This is a genomic window from Streptantibioticus rubrisoli (assembly GCF_024436055.1).
Taxonomy (GTDB): Bacteria; Actinomycetota; Actinomycetes; order Streptomycetales; family Streptomycetaceae; genus Streptantibioticus_A; species Streptantibioticus_A rubrisoli.
This window is the reverse complement of record NZ_JANFNH010000001.1, coordinates 124,264-139,758: the sequence shown is the minus strand read 5'-3', so window position 1 is coordinate 139,758 and position 15,495 is coordinate 124,264. Positions and strand designations below refer to the sequence as shown.

Annotated in this window: 12 protein-coding genes; 9 read left to right on the top strand and 3 right to left on the bottom strand. The window is 72.4% G+C overall.

Annotated elements, in window-relative coordinates:
* Nucleotides 1-9: 9 nt before the first annotated feature.
* The 3 genes from purB to NON19_RS00675 all read left to right on the top strand — a co-directional run bounded on the left by purB (nt 10) and on the right by NON19_RS00675 (nt 3,353).
* On the top strand, nt 10-1,443 hold the full coding sequence (gene purB / locus NON19_RS00685; protein WP_255924519.1) for an adenylosuccinate lyase: 1,434 nt from the start codon (nt 10-12) through the stop codon (nt 1,441-1,443).
* Nucleotides 1,440-1,979 carry a G/U mismatch-specific DNA glycosylase gene (gene mug, locus NON19_RS00680; RefSeq protein WP_255924999.1) on the top strand — a complete coding sequence of 180 codons (540 nt, stop codon included), beginning with the start codon at nt 1,440-1,442 and terminating at the stop codon, nt 1,977-1,979. The genes purB and mug overlap by 4 nt, the downstream gene beginning before the upstream one ends.
* Before the next feature lie 216 nt (nt 1,980-2,195).
* Nucleotides 2,196-3,353 carry an ROK family transcriptional regulator gene (locus tag NON19_RS00675; protein WP_255924518.1) on the top strand — a complete coding sequence of 386 codons (1,158 nt, stop codon included), beginning with the start codon at nt 2,196-2,198 and terminating at the stop codon, nt 3,351-3,353.
* A 39-nt stretch (nt 3,354-3,392) separates the two neighbouring features.
* Here NON19_RS00675 and NON19_RS00670 read toward each other — a convergent pair whose 3' ends face one another.
* Nucleotides 3,393-4,172, bottom strand: coding sequence for a GntR family transcriptional regulator (locus NON19_RS00670; RefSeq protein ID WP_255924517.1), 780 nt, complete (start codon nt 4,170-4,172; stop codon nt 3,393-3,395).
* A 344-nt stretch (nt 4,173-4,516) separates the two neighbouring features.
* Here NON19_RS00670 and NON19_RS00665 point away from each other — a divergent pair, with 344 nt between their 5' ends.
* The 6 genes from NON19_RS00665 to NON19_RS00640 all read left to right on the top strand — a co-directional run bounded on the left by NON19_RS00665 (nt 4,517) and on the right by NON19_RS00640 (nt 11,077).
* Nucleotides 4,517-5,263: an SDR family oxidoreductase gene (locus tag NON19_RS00665; protein WP_255924516.1), complete on the top strand. Its 747-nt coding sequence runs from the start codon at nt 4,517-4,519 to the stop codon at nt 5,261-5,263.
* Between the two features lie 342 nt (nt 5,264-5,605).
* Nucleotides 5,606-6,451 (top strand): alpha/beta fold hydrolase, encoded by an 846-nt coding sequence (locus NON19_RS00660; RefSeq protein ID WP_255924515.1) that lies wholly within the window; start codon nt 5,606-5,608, stop codon nt 6,449-6,451.
* 92 nt (nt 6,452-6,543) lie between these two features.
* Nucleotides 6,544-7,140, top strand: a complete 597-nt coding sequence (locus NON19_RS00655) for a DUF1990 domain-containing protein (RefSeq protein WP_255924514.1) — start codon at nt 6,544-6,546, stop codon at nt 7,138-7,140.
* 78 nt (nt 7,141-7,218) lie between these two features.
* Complete coding sequence (locus NON19_RS00650) at nt 7,219-8,580, top strand: GNAT family N-acetyltransferase (protein ID WP_255924513.1); 1,362 nt, start codon at nt 7,219-7,221, stop codon at nt 8,578-8,580.
* Nucleotides 8,581-8,743: 163 nt separating this feature from the next.
* Nucleotides 8,744-10,465: a DUF885 domain-containing protein gene (locus NON19_RS00645; RefSeq protein ID WP_255924512.1), complete on the top strand. Its 1,722-nt coding sequence runs from the start codon at nt 8,744-8,746 to the stop codon at nt 10,463-10,465.
* A 72-nt stretch (nt 10,466-10,537) separates the two neighbouring features.
* Entirely contained in the window at nt 10,538-11,077 is a 540-nt protein-coding gene (locus NON19_RS00640; protein WP_255924511.1) for a GNAT family N-acetyltransferase, read from the top strand.
* On the opposite strand, the gene NON19_RS00635 is transcribed toward NON19_RS00640, so the two are convergent.
* Together NON19_RS00635 and NON19_RS00630 are read right to left on the bottom strand one after the other, a co-directional pair.
* Entirely contained in the window at nt 11,067-14,072 is a 3,006-nt protein-coding gene (locus tag NON19_RS00635) for an AAA family ATPase (protein WP_255924510.1), read from the bottom strand. The two genes, NON19_RS00640 and NON19_RS00635, sit on opposite strands and share 11 nt — an antisense overlap.
* Nucleotides 14,072-15,232 carry an exonuclease SbcCD subunit D gene (locus tag NON19_RS00630; RefSeq protein WP_255924509.1) on the bottom strand — a complete coding sequence of 387 codons (1,161 nt, stop codon included), beginning with the start codon at nt 15,230-15,232 and terminating at the stop codon, nt 14,072-14,074. Before NON19_RS00630 ends, NON19_RS00635 begins: the two co-directional genes overlap by 1 nt.
* Nucleotides 15,233-15,495: the final 263 nt, after the last annotated feature.

The following is a 15,495-nucleotide window of genomic DNA, read 5'->3' as shown; positions in this document are numbered from 1 at the left end:
TCTGGTCACGTGACCGTTAAGCCGCGCATCCCGAACGTCCTGGCCAACCGCTATGCCTCCGCGGAGCTGGCCACCTTGTGGTCCCCGCAGCAGAAGGTGATCCTTGAGCGCCGACTGTGGCTCGCCGTGCTCCGGGCTCAGCGTGACCTCGGGATCGAGGTGCCGGAGCAGGCGCTGGCGGACTACGAACGCGTGCTGGAGCAGGTCGACCTGGACTCCATCGCCGAGCGGGAGAAGGTCACCCGGCACGATGTGAAGGCACGCATCGAGGAGTTCAACGCCCTCGCCGGCCATGAGCATGTGCACAAGGGGATGACCTCGCGCGATCTGACGGAGAACGTCGAGCAGTTGCAGATCCGGCTGTCGCTGGAGCTGGTGCGCGACCGTACCGTCGCCGTGCTCGCCCGGCTGGGCAGGTTGGCCGCCGAGCACGCCGAGTTGGTGATGGCTGGCCGCTCGCACAATGTCGCGGCGCAGACCACCACGCTCGGCAAGCGCTTCGCGACCGCCGCCGATGAGCTGCTGGTCGCCTTCGGCCGGGTCGAGGAGTTGCTGGGCCGCTACCCGCTGCGCGGTATCAAGGGTCCGGTCGGCACAGCCCAGGACATGCTCGACCTGCTCGGCGGCGACGCGGCAAAGCTCGCCGAGCTGGAGTCCCGCATCGCCGAGCACCTGGGCTTCGCGCGGGCCTTCACCTCGGTGGGCCAGGTCTACCCGCGCTCGCTGGACTACGAGGTGGTCTCCACACTGGTGCAGCTGGCCGCGGCGCCGTCCTCGCTCGCCAAGACGATCCGGCTGATGGCCGGGCACGAGCTGGTGACCGAGGGCTTCAAGCCGGGCCAGGTCGGCTCCTCGGCGATGCCCCACAAGATGAACACGCGTTCCTGCGAGCGGGTCAACGGGCTCGCGGTGATCCTTCGCGGCCATGCGTCGATGACCGCGGAGCTGGCGGGCGACCAGTGGAACGAGGGCGATGTGTCCTGCTCCGTGGTGCGGCGGGTCGCGCTGCCGGACGCGTTCTTCGCCTTCGACGGCCTGCTGGAGACGTTCCTCACGGTGCTGGACGAGTTCGGTGCCTTCCCGGCGGTCATCGCCCGCGAGCTGGACCGCTATCTGCCGTTCCTGGCCACCACCAAGGTGCTGATGGCCGCGGTACGCGCCGGGGTGGGCCGGGAGGTCGCCCATGAGGCGATCAAGGAGCATGCGGTGGCGACCGCCCTCGCGATGCGCGAGAAGGGCGCCGAGCGCAACGAACTGCTGGACCGGCTGGCCGCCGACGAGCGAATTCCGCTGGATCGGGCGGGACTTGAGGCGCTGATGGCCGACCGGCTGTCGTTCACCGGTGCCGCCGCCGATCAGGTCGCCGCGGTGGTACGGCGCGTCGAGGAGGTCACCGAGCGGTACCCGCGGGCCGCCTCGTACACCCCCGGAGCGATCCTCTGACCCCCGAGGAGCTGGCGGCTGCCCGCGACCGCACCGTGCCGGATGTGGTCGCGGACGGCCTGCGCGTACTGTTCTGCGGCATTAATCCCGGTTTGCTGACGGCGCACACCGGCCATCACTTCGCCCGCCCCGGCAACCGGTTCTGGCCCGCGCTGCACGCCTCCGGATTCACCCCGCGCCAACTCGCCCCCGCCGAGCAGCACAAGCTGCTCGACTACGGCCTCGGCATCACCAATGTGGCGCCCCGCGCTACGGCGAAGGCCGATGAGCTGAGCGAGGAGGAACTGCGCGAGGGCGGCCGGGCGCTCGTCGCCAAGGTGCGGCGCTACCAGCCGCGCTGGCTGGCCGTGGCGGGCATCACCGCGTACCGCACCGCCTTCGGCGAGCGTACGGCGAGGATCGGCCCGCAGGAGCGCGTCATCGGCGGCACCCGGATATGGGCGCTGCCCAACCCGAGCGGTCTGAACGCCCATTGGACGCCGCACACGATGGCCGAGGAGTTCGCACGGCTGCGGGCCGCGGCGGCCGAAGGCTGAAGATCGCGCGAGCCTCCGGCGCACACGTTCCGGTCAAGGCCGGATCAGTGCTGGTACGGACCAAGTTGGTGTTGTTCGCCGCATTGAGTCAAGCCGGGTACGATCCCGCAAACGCGTACTACCACCAGGATTCCGGCCCGGCGGACATCCAGCCGGGCGGACCGGGGCGCGAGCGCGCTCGTGGTGGGGCCATGCGTACAGTCAGGGAGGCGGACGTTGGGGCGGCTGACCGGCGGGGACCCCTCCCTGCTGCGCAGAATCAATTCAGCGGTGGTGCTCCACACACTGCGCGGTGAACGATCCCGCACCCTGACCGAACTCGTTCACGCCACCGGTCTGTCCAGGCCGACGGTCGAGGGAGTGATCGAGGGTCTGACGCAGTCCGGCCTGGTCGTGGAGGCGCCCGCCGATCCCGCCGACGCCCGTAAGCAGGGGCGCCCGGCGCGCCGGTTCCGGTTCCATGCCGAGGCGGGGCATCTGCTGGGCATCGAGATCGGGGTGCACCAGGTGCGGGTGGTGCTCGCGGACCTCAGCGGCCGGATGCTGGACTGGCTCGGGCATGATCTCGATGAGCTGGTCCCCGCCGAGGAGCGGCTGGAGCGGGTGCGCGGCGCGGTCGCCGAACTGCTGCGGGCCACCGGGGTGGCGCGCAGCACGCTGTGGGCGGTGGGCGTGGGCAGTCCGGGCATCGTGGAATCCGACGGCACCGTCCGGCTGGGCACGGCCATGCCCGGTTGGACCGGGCTGCCGTTGGGCGACCGGTTGCGCCGCTCGTTCCGCTGCCCGGTACTGGTGGAGAACGACGCCAACGCGGCCGCCGTCGCCGAGCACTGGACGGGCGCGGCGCGGGGCAGCGACGACATCGTCTTCGTGATGGCCGGGCTCAGCCCGGGCGCCGGTTCGCTCATCGGCGGACGGCTGCACCGCGGTTTCGGCGGCGCGGCCGGTGAGATCGGCGCCCTGCACCTGCTGGGCCGGGAGGCGAGCCCGGAGCGGCTGCTGTCCACCACGGGCACGCCGCTGGACCCGCTGGACGAGCCCGCGGTGACCCGGGTGTTCGCACTGGCCCGGGAGGGCGACCCCCTGGCGCGTGAGGCGGTGGACCGCTTCTTGCGGCGGCTGGTGCACGATGTGGCGGCGCTGGTCCTCGCGCTCGACCCCGAACTCGTCGTCCTGGGCGGTTGGGCGGCCGGCCTCGACGGCGTACTGGAGCCGCTGCGCGAGGAGTTGGCGCGTTACTGCCTGCGCCCGCCGAAGGTGGCGCTGTCCGCACTGGGCGAGGAGGCGGTGGCCACCGGTGCGCTGCGGCTCGCACTCGACCACGTCGAGGAGCAGTTGTTCGCCGTGGACCAGGCCGCCTCGGCGCGCCGGTGACGCGATACCGGTAAGAACGCGGGGCGGCCTGACAGGCGATCAGGAAGCGTGCCGCTGCTCCGAGTTGCCGTTGGGCCCGTGGTGGGTGATCTGCATGGCTCCGGCGTCACCGAAGGTCAGTCGGCAGGTGTCGGCCCGGTACGTCGCGACGGAGGCCGCGGCGACCCGACCGGAGGCGAAGTAGCGGGTGGTGACGAGCAGTACCGGGGCGCCGGGCAGCCGCTCCAACTGCTTGGCGTCCTCCGCGCGGGCCGAGCCGAGCTCCACGGCGCGGTCCTCGCCCTCCAGCTCCAGCCGGTGCAGCTCACGCAGGACGGCCTGGGCGTGCGCCCCGGGGCTGAGCAGTTCCGGCAGCCCCGGCACGGAAGCCGGGGGTATGTAGAGCAACTCGGTGGCGACCGGCTGAGCGTGCGTCATCCGCACCCGCCGAATGGTGTGCACCGCACGGTCATCCCGCGCCGACTCCCCGAACAGCCGCGCCACGTTGGCCGGAGCGGGGGCCTCCGCGCAACCGATGGCCCGCCAGGCGTCATTGCCCTCGCCGGGCCAACTGCCCTGTGCGGGGCCGACGGAGACACCGATGCGCGGCGGGGCGACGGTGGTGCCGACGCCACGGCGCCGCTGCAGCCGCCCCTCCAGCTCCAGTTGCTCCAGGGCCTGGCGGAGGGTGGCCCGGGCGACCCCGAAGCGCGCCGCCAACTCCCGCTCGTTCGGCAGCACTTCACCGACGGCGAACTCGGAGTCGAGCGCGTCGCCCAGAACGGTCTTCAGGTGCCAGTACTTCGGCTCTTGCGGCGCCTCTAGCTGCGTGGTCCCCACCCTGTCCTCCGCATCCGGCGTGTGTCGGCATGTGCGCTACGGGCTTGCGCGCCCCGGATGTTGGCCACCCTGGGGTTTTTCTCACCCTTATTTATTAAGGGTTCTTTCAGTACTCTCACCGCGACCATAGGACCGGCACTCCCCTTGGTCAAGACCAATCCTCGCTTCCCTACCCGCTGTACGCGTCGCACTACGCGCAGCGTTCACGTCAAGTTCGCACACCCCGATCCCCGCCCACCTATCAGGAAAATTCGGGCGGATTACTACCATCCACCGGTGCGCTAGCGTTCTGGATCAACGGCGGACACGTTCGCCGCACAAAGGCGCGACAGGAAGCGGGAGCGATGAGTCCAGTCACGGTGGTCACCGGCGGCAGCCGGGGGATCGGAGCGGCCGTCGTCCTGCGTCTGGCCAGCCAGGGCCACCATGTCGGCATCGGATACGAGCGCGCGGCCAACGCCGCACTGGACGTCGCCGAACGCGTTCGCGACATCGGCGGCGAATGCGTCGTGGTCCAGGTCGACACCAGCGTCGAGGAGCAGGTGGACGCGCTGTTCGACACGGTCAAGGAGCGCCTCGGGCCGATCACCGGACTGGTCAACAACGCTGGTATCACCGGCCCGTTGGGCCGGTTCACCGACACCCCGGTCGAGGTGATGCGCCGGGTGGTGGACGTCAATGTGCTGGGCGCGATGATATGCGCCCGGCGCGCCGCGGCGGAGATGTCCACCCGGCACGGCGGGGGCGGTGGAGCCATCGTCAACATCTCCTCCGGCGGCGCGACGCTGGGCAGCCCGGGTGAGTACGTGCACTACGCGGCGAGCAAGGCGGCGGTCGACACGCTCACCATCGGCCTCGCCAAGGAACTGGCCCTGGACGGGGTGCGGGTCAACTCCGTGCAACCCGGCATGACGGTGACCGACATCCACGCGGCGATGGGTGACCCCGACCGGCCCTGGCGCAACCCGGAGCGGGTGCCGATGGGCCGACCCGGCGAGCCCGACGAGATCGCGGCAGCCGTCCAGTGGCTGCTTTCACCGGACGCCTCGTACACCACCGGCGCCGTCCTACGCGTGGCGGGCGGCCTGTAATCGCCGCAACCCGAACGGGCGAAGGCGTTCCGGAACGATCCCCGCCCGCTCCGGACGGTGGAACAGCGCGTGCCGTTCCCCCCTTCGGCACGGCCGTCCGCGCGGAAGCGCCGCACGCGGCCCACAATGACCCTGCGCACCGCCGCCACCACGGCACTCCACGCGCGCCACGAGAGCTGGAGGGGTCGGGATCGCGGCGGCAGCCGGGCGCGGCCCAACGCCGGGGAGTGGAGGACTGGTTGGCCTCAACACTTTTGTGACTGGCAAGACTCTTGCCGTGACCACCTGTCGACCGGACAGTGTTACCCAAGGGTTACCACTGAGTAGGGACCGGAGCGACGCATGACCATCACCACGGCTACGACCTCCTTCGTCCATGTCGCCCCGGCCGGGCGGCCGACGGTGACAGCGGCGTACGAGCGGCACGGCACCGGTGAACCGCTCGTCCTGCTGCACGGCATCGGGCACCACCGCCAGGCCTGGGACCCGGTCGCCGACGCGCTGTCCGCCCATCGCGAGGTCATCGCCGTCGACCTGCCCGGGTTCGGCGAGTCACCCGCCCAGCCGCCGTCCATCCCGTACTCGCTGGAGAGCGCGGTCGAGGTGTTCGCCGCCATGTTCAGCGAACTGGGCGTCGACCGGCCGCATGTCGTCGGCAACTCCCTGGGGGGCCTGATCGCCCTGCACCTCGCACGCGCCGGCCAGGTGCGCAGCGTGACCGCGCTGTCCCCCGCCGGGTTCTGGACCGAACCCGAACGCCTCTACGCGTTCACGGTGCTCAGCACCATGCGGCGCGGCGCGCGCCTGCTGCCGCCCACCACGGTCGAGTTGCTCTCACGCAGCGCCGCCGGACGGGCGGCGCTGACCGGCAGCATCTACCACCGCCCCGGACGGCGGTCACCCGAGGCGGTGGTCGCGGAGACCAGGGCCATGCGCGAGGCGCCCGGTTTCGAGGCCACCTTGTCGGCGGGCCGCAAGGGCGTGCTGTTCGAGGGCGGGATCCCCGAGGACATCCCGGTGACGATCGGCTGGGGCACCCGCGACCATGTGCTGGTGCGGCGCCAGGGCCCACGGGTCAAGCGGGTGGTTCCGCACGCCCGGCTGGTGCGGCTGCCGGGATGCGGCCATGTGCCGATGAACGACGACCCGCAGCTGGTCGCCCGGGTGATCCTGGACGGCAGCCGCTGATCCACCGCTTTCCCGGCCCACCATCCACCCCCAGCCCGATTGTCGGTACCCCGGTCTAGTGTGGGAACCACGAAGGCAAAGGGGGTGGAGCGGTGGGCGGGTTCACATACGACGAGGTGGGGGCGACACGGCGGATCCGTGAACTGCCGCCGCCCGGGTACCACTTCTTCCGCGTCCGCACCCGGATCGGTGACGGTCCGTCGGCGCTGGCCGCCGCCGGTGCGGCGGTGCTCGACTGGCGCATGCACCGGGCGATGGGGGTGCGGATCGACGCCACCGCCACGCGGGCCGCGCCAGGGGTGCGGGTCGTGGTGGGTCTCGGCATCGGGCGTTGGCGAATACACGCGCCCTGCGAGGTGGTGTGGACGGTGCGCGAGCCGCACCGGATCGGCTTCGCCTACGGCACGCTCGCGGGCCACCCGGAGTGCGGCGAGGAGTCGTTCACAGTCGAACGGGCGGCCGACGGGGCGGCCTGGCTGAGCGTCACCGCGTTCAGCCGTGCGGCGAGCTGGTACCTGCGCGCCGCAGGACCGCTGGGGCGTGCGCTGCAACGCGTCTACGCGCGGTGGTGCGGAGTGACGCTGCGTCGTTTGACCCGCGCCGCCATGACCGGAGCCGGGGCAGGCGAGGCCGACCCCGCCAACGCCTCCTCAGTAAACCGGATGGATGGCAGCAAAGAGGGCAACTAACCCCACATCAGCCCTCCTTTACCCATCCGACACGAAGCGTTCGTGATCACGCAACAAGCGTTCGACAGGGTGGGTGCCATGCATCAGTCGTCACATTCACAAGCTGTATCCCATCGCGGCCGCCGCCACTGGCGACGCGAGGCGGTGGAACTCGCCGCGGTCTTCGTCGCCGTGGCCGCCGCCGACCTCGCCGCGAACCTGGTGGCGCACGGTCCCGGCGGTCCCGCACTGCTCACGGGCTCGGCCGTACTGCTGCTGGCCGTCACCGGGTTCCACACATGGTGGTCACGCCGCCACGGCCACTCACCCCCAGGACCGCCGGGGCCGGACACCGCGACGGCCGGTGCGGCCCCGGTGACCGGTGAGCGCGTCCTGTGGCGGCTGCGCACCACGGTGCGCGACACACCGGGCAGCCTCGCCGCACTGTGCGGTGCGCTCGCCGCCGAAGGCGTGGACATCCTCACACTGCAGACCCATCCGCTCTCCGACGGCACCGTCGACGAGTTCCTGGTCCGCGCGCCGATCACCGTGCAGTCGCAGGAGCTGGCCCGTACGGTGTCCACGGCGGGCGGCCGGGACACCTGGCTGGAGCGGGCCGACACCCACGACCTGGTGGACACCCCCACCCGGGTCCTGACCCTGGCCACTCGCACCGCACTGGACAGCGCCGAACTCCCGCTGGCGCTACGCCAGTTGCTGGGCCGCTGCCGGATAAGGTCGCTGCCCGCCGGGGACGTCGCACAGCCGCCCGCGGACGGTGCGTTGGAGGAGTTCACGCTGCGGCTACGGGACCCCTCAGGCGGCACGATCGTCATCGAGCGGCCGTATCTGCCGTTCACCCCGACGGAGTTCGCCCGAGCCCGGGCGCTGGTCGAACTGGACGCCCAGTTGGGCACCCGGGTCCCGCACCGGCGCGATGTGCTGACCCTGCCCGAGGGCAACGAGATCACCGTACGACGCGCGAGTCCCGCCGACCTCCCGGCCGCCCGGGCGATGCACGACCGCTGCTCGCCCACCACACTCAGCCGCCGCTACCACGGCCCGACCGGCGACGCCACCCGCTATCTGGGCCATCTGCTCAGCCCGCGCCACGGCCGCACCCTCGCCGTCGAGACGGCGTCCGGCAGGCTGGTCGCCCTCGGCCATCTGCTCTGGGACGGTGACGAGACCGAGGTCGCGCTGCTGGTGGAGGACGAGTGGCAGGGGCGTGGCATCGGCGCCGAACTCCTGCGGCGGCTGGTCGCACTCGCCCGGGAGACGGGGTGCGGTGGGGTGTACGCGGTCACCAAGTCGGCGAACACCCCCATGGTGGCGGCGATGCGCGGGCTCGGCCTGCCACTGGACTACCTCGTGGAGGACGCCACCCTGGTCATCACCGCCACCTTCAACCGCGACGCCGAGGACGCACCCCTCATACACCAGCAGCCCCGACCACGGTAGGGCGCAACGGAGTTGTGACCCGCGGCAGCCGGGAGGCCGCCGCGCGACCGGCCTGGCCCACCGCGGCCGGAGGACGGCGCGCGGCGGCGTCGGAGCCACCGTTCCGCTGAGCGCGAGCGCAAAGTGATCGACGCGGGACCGGCTCCCGTACCAGGATGGCCGCATGTCCGATACATCTGACGCTGCCAAGAGCCGACCCGACCGGCGGCTCCCGCGGGCGATCGCCGACGCCTACGTAGACGCCCTGGCCGAACTCGACCCGCTCACCGGCCTCTACCTCGGCCTGAACCCAGGCGACGACCGGCTGCCCGACTTCTCACCGGCAGGCTTCGACGCCCTTGCCGACCTGTCCCGGCGCACCCTCGCCGAACTGGACGCCGCCGAGGCGGCGGGCGGCTGCCAGGACGAGGCCGAGCGCCGCTGCGCCCGGCTGCTGCGCGAACGGCTCACCGCCGGGCTCGCCGTGCACGACGCGGGGGAACGGCTGCGGTGGATCAGCAACCTCAGCTCACCCGTGCACGCGGTGCGGGAGGGGTTCACGCTCATGCCCACCGAGACCGAGGCGGACTGGACCTCGGTCGCCGGGCGGCTGCGCAACGTCCCCGAGGCGCTCAGCGGTTACCGCGCCTCTCTGGAAGAGGGCCTGCGGCAGGGCCTGCCCGGTGGGCCGCGCCAAGTGGAGACCGTTGTCGAGCAGTTGACCGAGTGGGCCGGTGACGAGCGCAGCTGGTTCGCCGACCTCGTCGCCACCGGCCCGCAGGCGCTGCGCACCGAACTCGACGCGTCCGCCGCCAAGGCCACCGCCGCCGTCGCCGAGCTGCGCGACTGGCTGCGTGACACCTACGCGCCCGCCATACGGGACACTCCGGACCCCGTGGGCCGCGACCGCTACGCGCTGTGGGTGCGCGAGTGGACCGGCGCCGACCTCGACCTGGACGAGGCGTACGCCTGGGGCTGGCAGGAGTTCCACCGCATCCACGACGAGATGCGCGCCGAGGCGGAGAAGGTGCTGCCCGGCTCCACACCCCGCGAGGCGCTGGCGCATCTGGAGACGGCGGGCGAGGCCGTCGAGGGCGTCGAAGCGGTGCGCGAGTGGCTGCAGGGGCTGATGGACGAAGCGATCGCCGCGCTCGACGGCACGCACTTCGACCTCGCCGAGCCGGTCCGCAAGGTGGAGGCGATGATCGCCCCGCCGGGCAGCGCCGCGGCACCGTACTACACCAGCCCCGCGCTGGACTTCTCGCGTCCGGGCCGGACCTGGCTGCCGACCCTGGGCCGGGAGCGCTTCCCGGTCTACGACCTGGTCAGCACCTGGTACCACGAGGGTGTCCCCGGCCACCATCTGCAACTGGCCCAGTGGGTGCACGTGGCTCCCCAACTGTCCCGCTACCAGGCATCGGTGGGCCTGGTGAGCGCCAACGTCGAGGGCTGGGCACTGTATGCCGAGCGCCTGATGGACGAGTTGGGCTTCCTCACCGACCCGGGCCGCCGACTGGGCTATCTGGACGCGCAGATGATGCGCGCGGTGCGGGTGATCATCGACATCGGCATGCACCTGGAGCTGCCGATCCCGGCGGACTCGGCCCGGCGGATCGGCTGGTCGAACGGTGACGGCCAGCGCTGGACGCCCGCGCTGGCCCGGGAGTTCTTCGGTCTGCACAGCGGCCGGCCGGCGAAGTTCCTGGACAGCGAGCTCGTACGGTACCTGGGCATGCCGGGGCAGGCGATCGGCTACAAGCTCGGCGAACGCGCCTGGTTGACCGGTCGCGAGGCGGCCCGCCGGGCGCACGGGGCGGACTTCGACGCCAAGTCCTGGCACATGGCGGCCCTCTCCCAGGGTTCGCTGGGTCTGGACGACCTGGTGGACGAGCTCTCCCAGCTCTGATCGCGTCCATGGTCAGCGGCGGCCGGGTCGTCAGGCCCGGCCGCCACCACCTTTCCCCGTAGGAGTCGCCCGATGGTGGTGGACGTGTCCCATGAAGGCCCGCGGCTGGTGCTGCGCCAGGGACGGGTCGCGTTGCACGAGGTCACGCCCGAAGAGGCGGCGCTGGTGGCCGACGGCGCGCCCGACGGTCTGCGCTGGATCGACGGTGCTCCCGGCGAGGGCACCGTGGTGGCGGCCAGGATGGTGGCGAAGGCCAGCGCCGCCGGGCAACACCGGCCGCACTGGGGGCTGTTCGCGATCCTGCGCGCCGAGGACGCGGTGGCCGTCGGCGGGATGGGGTTCCACGGACCGCCGGTGGACGGCGTGGTGGAGGTCGGCTACGACCTGTCGGTGTCCGGCCGAGGGTCGGGCTGGGCGACCGACGCGCTACGGCTGCTCACCGACTGGACGCTGCGTCAGCCCGGCGTGCACACCGTGCTGGCCATGACCGAGCCGGACAACCGGCCGTCCCAACGGGTCCTGGAGCGCGCCGGATTCCACCGGGTCGAGGACCGCGAGGGCCTGTGGGCGTACGAGTTGGGCGAGCCGGGCACGCCCGGCCTCACCCGCTGACCGCCGCCGCGCCCGAGCGCTGCCGCACCACCGAGCCGTACCGGCCCTTGACGACCTCCAGTTGGGCCGGGATGCGCTGCCGCAGATCGGCGACATGGCTGACGATGCCCACCGCGCGGTCGCGCTCCCGCAGGCCGTCCAGCACATCGAGGACCTCGTCCAGCGTCTGCTCGTCCAGGCTGCCGAAGCCCTCGTCGATGAACAGCGTGTCCAGCCGTACGCCCCCGGCCTCCTCGGTCACCACATCGGCGAGCCCGAGCGCGAGGGCGAGCGAGGCGAAGAAGGTCTCGCCGCCGGACAGCGTCGTGGTGTCGCGCTCGGTTCCGGTCCAGGCGTCCACCACCCGTAGCCCCAGGCCCCAGCGGCCCCGCCCGGAGATCCTGGCGTCGGTGTGCACCAGGGTGTAACGGCCGGAGGACATCCGCCGCAGCCTTAGGCTCGCCGCGACCGCGACCTGCTCCAGCCGGGCCGCGAGGACATATGACTCCAGGCGCATCCGGTACTGGTTCTCCGCCGAGCTGCCCGACACCAGTTCCGCGAGCCGCCTGAGCCGGTTGTACTCCTCGCGCAGCGGGGCGAGTTCGGCCGTCTGCCGTTGCGCCGCTGCCGACAGGCGGTCGAGTTCCGCGCACCGGGAGCGTGCCGCCTGCCGTACGGCGAACGCCTCGCGCAGTCTTTCACCGGCGGCGTCGAGGGTCGCGCGGGCCCGCTGCGGATCGGCGGGCGGCGACGCCGCCGCGGCCCGTACCTCGGGGTCGGCCAGTTCGCGGGTGACGGCGGCCTGTCGCGCCTGGTACTCCTCGACCCGCTTGCCCAGTGCGCGCAGTTCCTCCGCGTCCAGGCGGGCCTCGCAGACCTGCGCCACGGTGTCGAATCCGGCGCGGCGCGCGGCGTCCGCCAGCCGTTCCTCCGCCTGCGCCAGGCGCTCGGCCGTACCGGCCGCGGCCTTCGCGGCGTCCGCCGCCGCGGTGTACGCCGCCGCGAGCCGCTCCAGGCGCGAGGCGTGCTCGGCGACGCCGCCCTGGCCGTCCAGCAGCCCGGCCAACTGGTCGCGCAGCGCGCTGAGTTCGGCGTCCAGGGTCTCACGGCGGGCGAGCAGGTCGGCGGCGCGGGCGCGGGCCCGTTGCCGGGCGTCGATACGTCGCTGATGCTCCCGCTCAGCCAGTTCCCATGCCTCCCGGGCGGGACGCGCGTCAGCCGCCGCACGAGCCGCCTCGTCGTGCGCCGACTCCAACTCGGCCAGCCGGGCGGCGAGTTCGGCCACCGGCTGGTCCCGCACGGCCTCGCGGACGGCGGACAGCCGCTCCCGTACGGTGTGCAGCTCGAGCTGGGCGGCGGCACGGGACTCGTCGGCCCGCAGGTAGTCGGCCTGGGCCCGCTCCTCCATGGCCCGGTCGACATGACCGGTGCCGGGCTCCGCCGGTGCGGGATGGTCGGCCGAGCCGCAGACCGGGCACGGTTCGCCGTCGGTCAACTCCCCGGCCAGCTCCGCGGCTATGCCACGCAGCCGCCGGTCCTTCAACTCCAGCCACCGCTCCCGCGCGGCGACCGCGGCCTCACGGGCGCCCAACAACCGCTCGTCGACGGCCCGTTCCCGCTCGACCAGCTCGTCACGGCGGCGCGCGGCGTCAACGCCCGTACGCGCGGCGTCCAGTTGACCGGCGAGTCGTACCGCAAGCTGCGCGGCCTCGTGCGCGGTGTCGATACGGCGCTGGTGGGCGGCGCGCACCTGGTCCCAGTCGGCCAGCCATATCTCGGTGTCGCGTTCGGCCTGCTCGTCGGCGGCGGCCTCGCGGTCGAGCTTGTCGCGGGCCACGATCAGCTCGTTGATCCGTTCCTCGGCGCGGCGGGCCACGTCGAGCCGACCGAGGTCCTCACGCAGTCGGCCCGCACGCTCGGCGAGTTCGTCGGCGCTGCCGGGGGCGTCGGGGAGCGTGGCGCAGGTGCGGTGCCGGGCCGCCTCGGCCGCGTGGTGATCGCGCCGCGCGGTGTCGCGTGCGTCGAGTGCGGGGGCGACCTGCCCGGCGGCACTGGCGCGCGTCCAGCGCTCGCGTGCCGCCTCGTACTGCCCGCGCTCGGCGGCGAGTTCAGCGGAGCGGGCCTGCGCGTCGGCGTACCGCTGCTGCAGGTCGGCGGTCTCGCGGACCGCCTCCAGGCTTCCCTCGGCCTGCTTCAGCGCCGACTCCGCCGCGGTCAGGGCCAGCTCCGCGACGTCGGCGTGCTCCCGGGCGGCGGTACGCGCGAAGGCGGCCCAGGCCAGTACCCGTTCGGCCAACTCCGGCTCGCCCGGTGCAGTATCCGGCGGCGGCTGTTCCGCGACGGCTGGGCCCGCGGCCTGCCGCATCCGGTGCGCCAGTGCGATCAGCCGCTGGTCCTGGGCTCGTACCCGGTCCTCGACGGCGCCGCGCCGCTCGAACAGCCAGCGCTCCGCGCTGACGAAGCGGTCGGTGCCGAACAGCCTGCCGAGCAGTTCGCCGCGCTTGGTGGCGTCGGCCCGCAGGAACGTGGCGAACTGGCCCTGTGGCAGCAGCACCACCTGGCAGAACTGCTCCCTGCTCATGCCGAGCAGCTGCTTGATCTCCTCGCCGATCTCCTGGTGCGAGCGGCTGAGCGCGGTCCACTCGCCGGTGCTGGACGACAGTTCGCGCAGCGCGCTGAACTGCTTGTCCACCGTGGTGCCGGTGCCGCGCCGCTTGGGGCGCTCCTGTTCAGGGCGGCGGGTCAACTCCAAACGGCGCCCGCCGACGGTGAGTTCGAGGACCACCTCGGTCAACTGGTCGGGATCCGCGTGGTCGCTGCGCAGCCGGTTGCGCGGCCGGACGCCCGGTACCTCGCCGTACAGCGCGAAGCACACCGCGTCGAGCACCGAGGTCTTGCCCGCACCCGTGGCGCCGTGCAGCAGGAATATCCCGCCGGAGGACAGTTCGTCGAAGTCTATTTCCTCGGTGCGGCGGTACGGTCCGAAGGCGGTCACCTTCAGCCGGTGCAGCCTCATCAGACCGCCTCTCCCACCGCGGCGCGCACCCGCGCCGCCTCCAGCGCGTCCCGCAGCACCGCGCGCTCCGCCGGATCCGGCCCACGGCCGCGCACATGGGCCACGAAGTCCTCGGCGATCTGCTGGTCGGTACGGTCACGCAACCGCTTGGCGTAGGAGGCCAGCGGATCCACGGCGGCGCCCTGCGGGTCGAAGTCGAGCGCCAGCACATGCGGGAAGCGCCGGGCCAGCCGGGCCATCGGATCGTACGGGCGCTGCGCGTCGGTCAGTGTGGCCTCCACCCAGGCGTCCTCGGCGGCCTCCAGCGCCGGGTCGGACAGCAGTTCCTCCAGCGTGCCCCTGATCCTGGCCAGTCGGCGCGGCACCGGGCAGTCCACCCGTTCCGCGGCGATCCCGCCGTCCGGGCCGAGGTCGACCAGCCACATGGTCTTGCGGTGCTGGTGCTCGGAGAACGAGTAGGCCAGTGGGGAGCCGGAGTAGCGGATCCGGTCGGTGATGGTCTGCGCGCCGTGCAGATGGCCGAGGGCCACATAGTCGACGCCGTCGAACACCTCGGCGGGTACCGCGGCGACACCACCCGCGGTGATGTCGCGTTCGCTGCGGCAGCCGACCCCGCCCGCGACGAAGGCATGGGCGAGGACGACCGAGCGGGTACCGGCCGGGCGGGCGGCCAGGTCGGCGCGGACCCGGTCCATGGCGGCGCTGAGCACGGTGGTGTGGTCGGCGCGTGTCGCGCCGAACTCGGCGCGTACCAGGGTCGGTTCGAGGTACGGCAGCCCGTACAGCGCCACCTCGCCGTGCTCGTCGTTCAGCAGCACGGGGGTGCCGCAGTCCTTCGGCGCGGTGCGCAGATGGATGCCCGCGCGGGACATCAGCCGTGCCCCGACGCCCAGGCGGCGTGCCGAGTCATGGTTGCCGGAGATCATCACGGTCGGCACACCTAGCTCGCCGAGCCGGTGCAGAGCGGAGTCGAAGAGTTCCACGGCGGGCAGCGGCGGCACCGCGCGGTCGTACACGTCCCCCGCGACCAGAACCGCGTCAACCCGCTCGGCACGCACCGTCTCCACCAGGTGGTCGACGAAGGCCTCCTGGGCGGACAGAAGGTTGACCCGGTGGAACGACCGCCCCAGATGCCAGTCGGATGTGTGCAGAATCCTCAAAACGCCGCTCCGACCCGCATGTCTCCCCTTACTCCCCTTCACTCCACCCCTGGACCCGGTACCGAACCGGCACGGTCCTCGCTGTCAGCACCGACCACGCTAGCGCCTGTCCGTACCTGGTCCCTCACGGACCTCAGTCTTGCGTGGAGCTCGGCCACAGGTGCGAGATCTCGGCAGACACGATGGGGTGGGACGCGGCGGGGCATCCGGGAGAAGCGCGAGGTACCGCTGGGCGAACGGTCCAGTGATCGTCCGACCAACCG

Bases quoted from the DNA above. Each gene is read 5' to 3' on its own strand.
- NON19_RS00645 (WP_255924512.1), top strand. From the start codon at position 8,744: ATGTCCGATACATCTGACGCTGCCAAGAGCCGACCCGACCGGCGGCTC.
- NON19_RS00640 (WP_255924511.1), top strand. From the start codon at position 10,538: ATGGTGGTGGACGTGTCCCATGAAGGCCCGCGGCTGGTGCTGCGCCAG.
- NON19_RS00665 (WP_255924516.1), top strand. From the start codon at position 4,517: ATGAGTCCAGTCACGGTGGTCACCGGCGGCAGCCGGGGGATCGGAGCG.
- NON19_RS00660 (WP_255924515.1), top strand. From the start codon at position 5,606: ATGACCATCACCACGGCTACGACCTCCTTCGTCCATGTCGCCCCGGCC.
- NON19_RS00635 (WP_255924510.1), bottom strand. From the start codon at position 14,072: ATGAGGCTGCACCGGCTGAAGGTGACCGCCTTCGGACCGTACCGCCGC.
- NON19_RS00650 (WP_255924513.1), top strand. From the start codon at position 7,219: ATGCATCAGTCGTCACATTCACAAGCTGTATCCCATCGCGGCCGCCGC.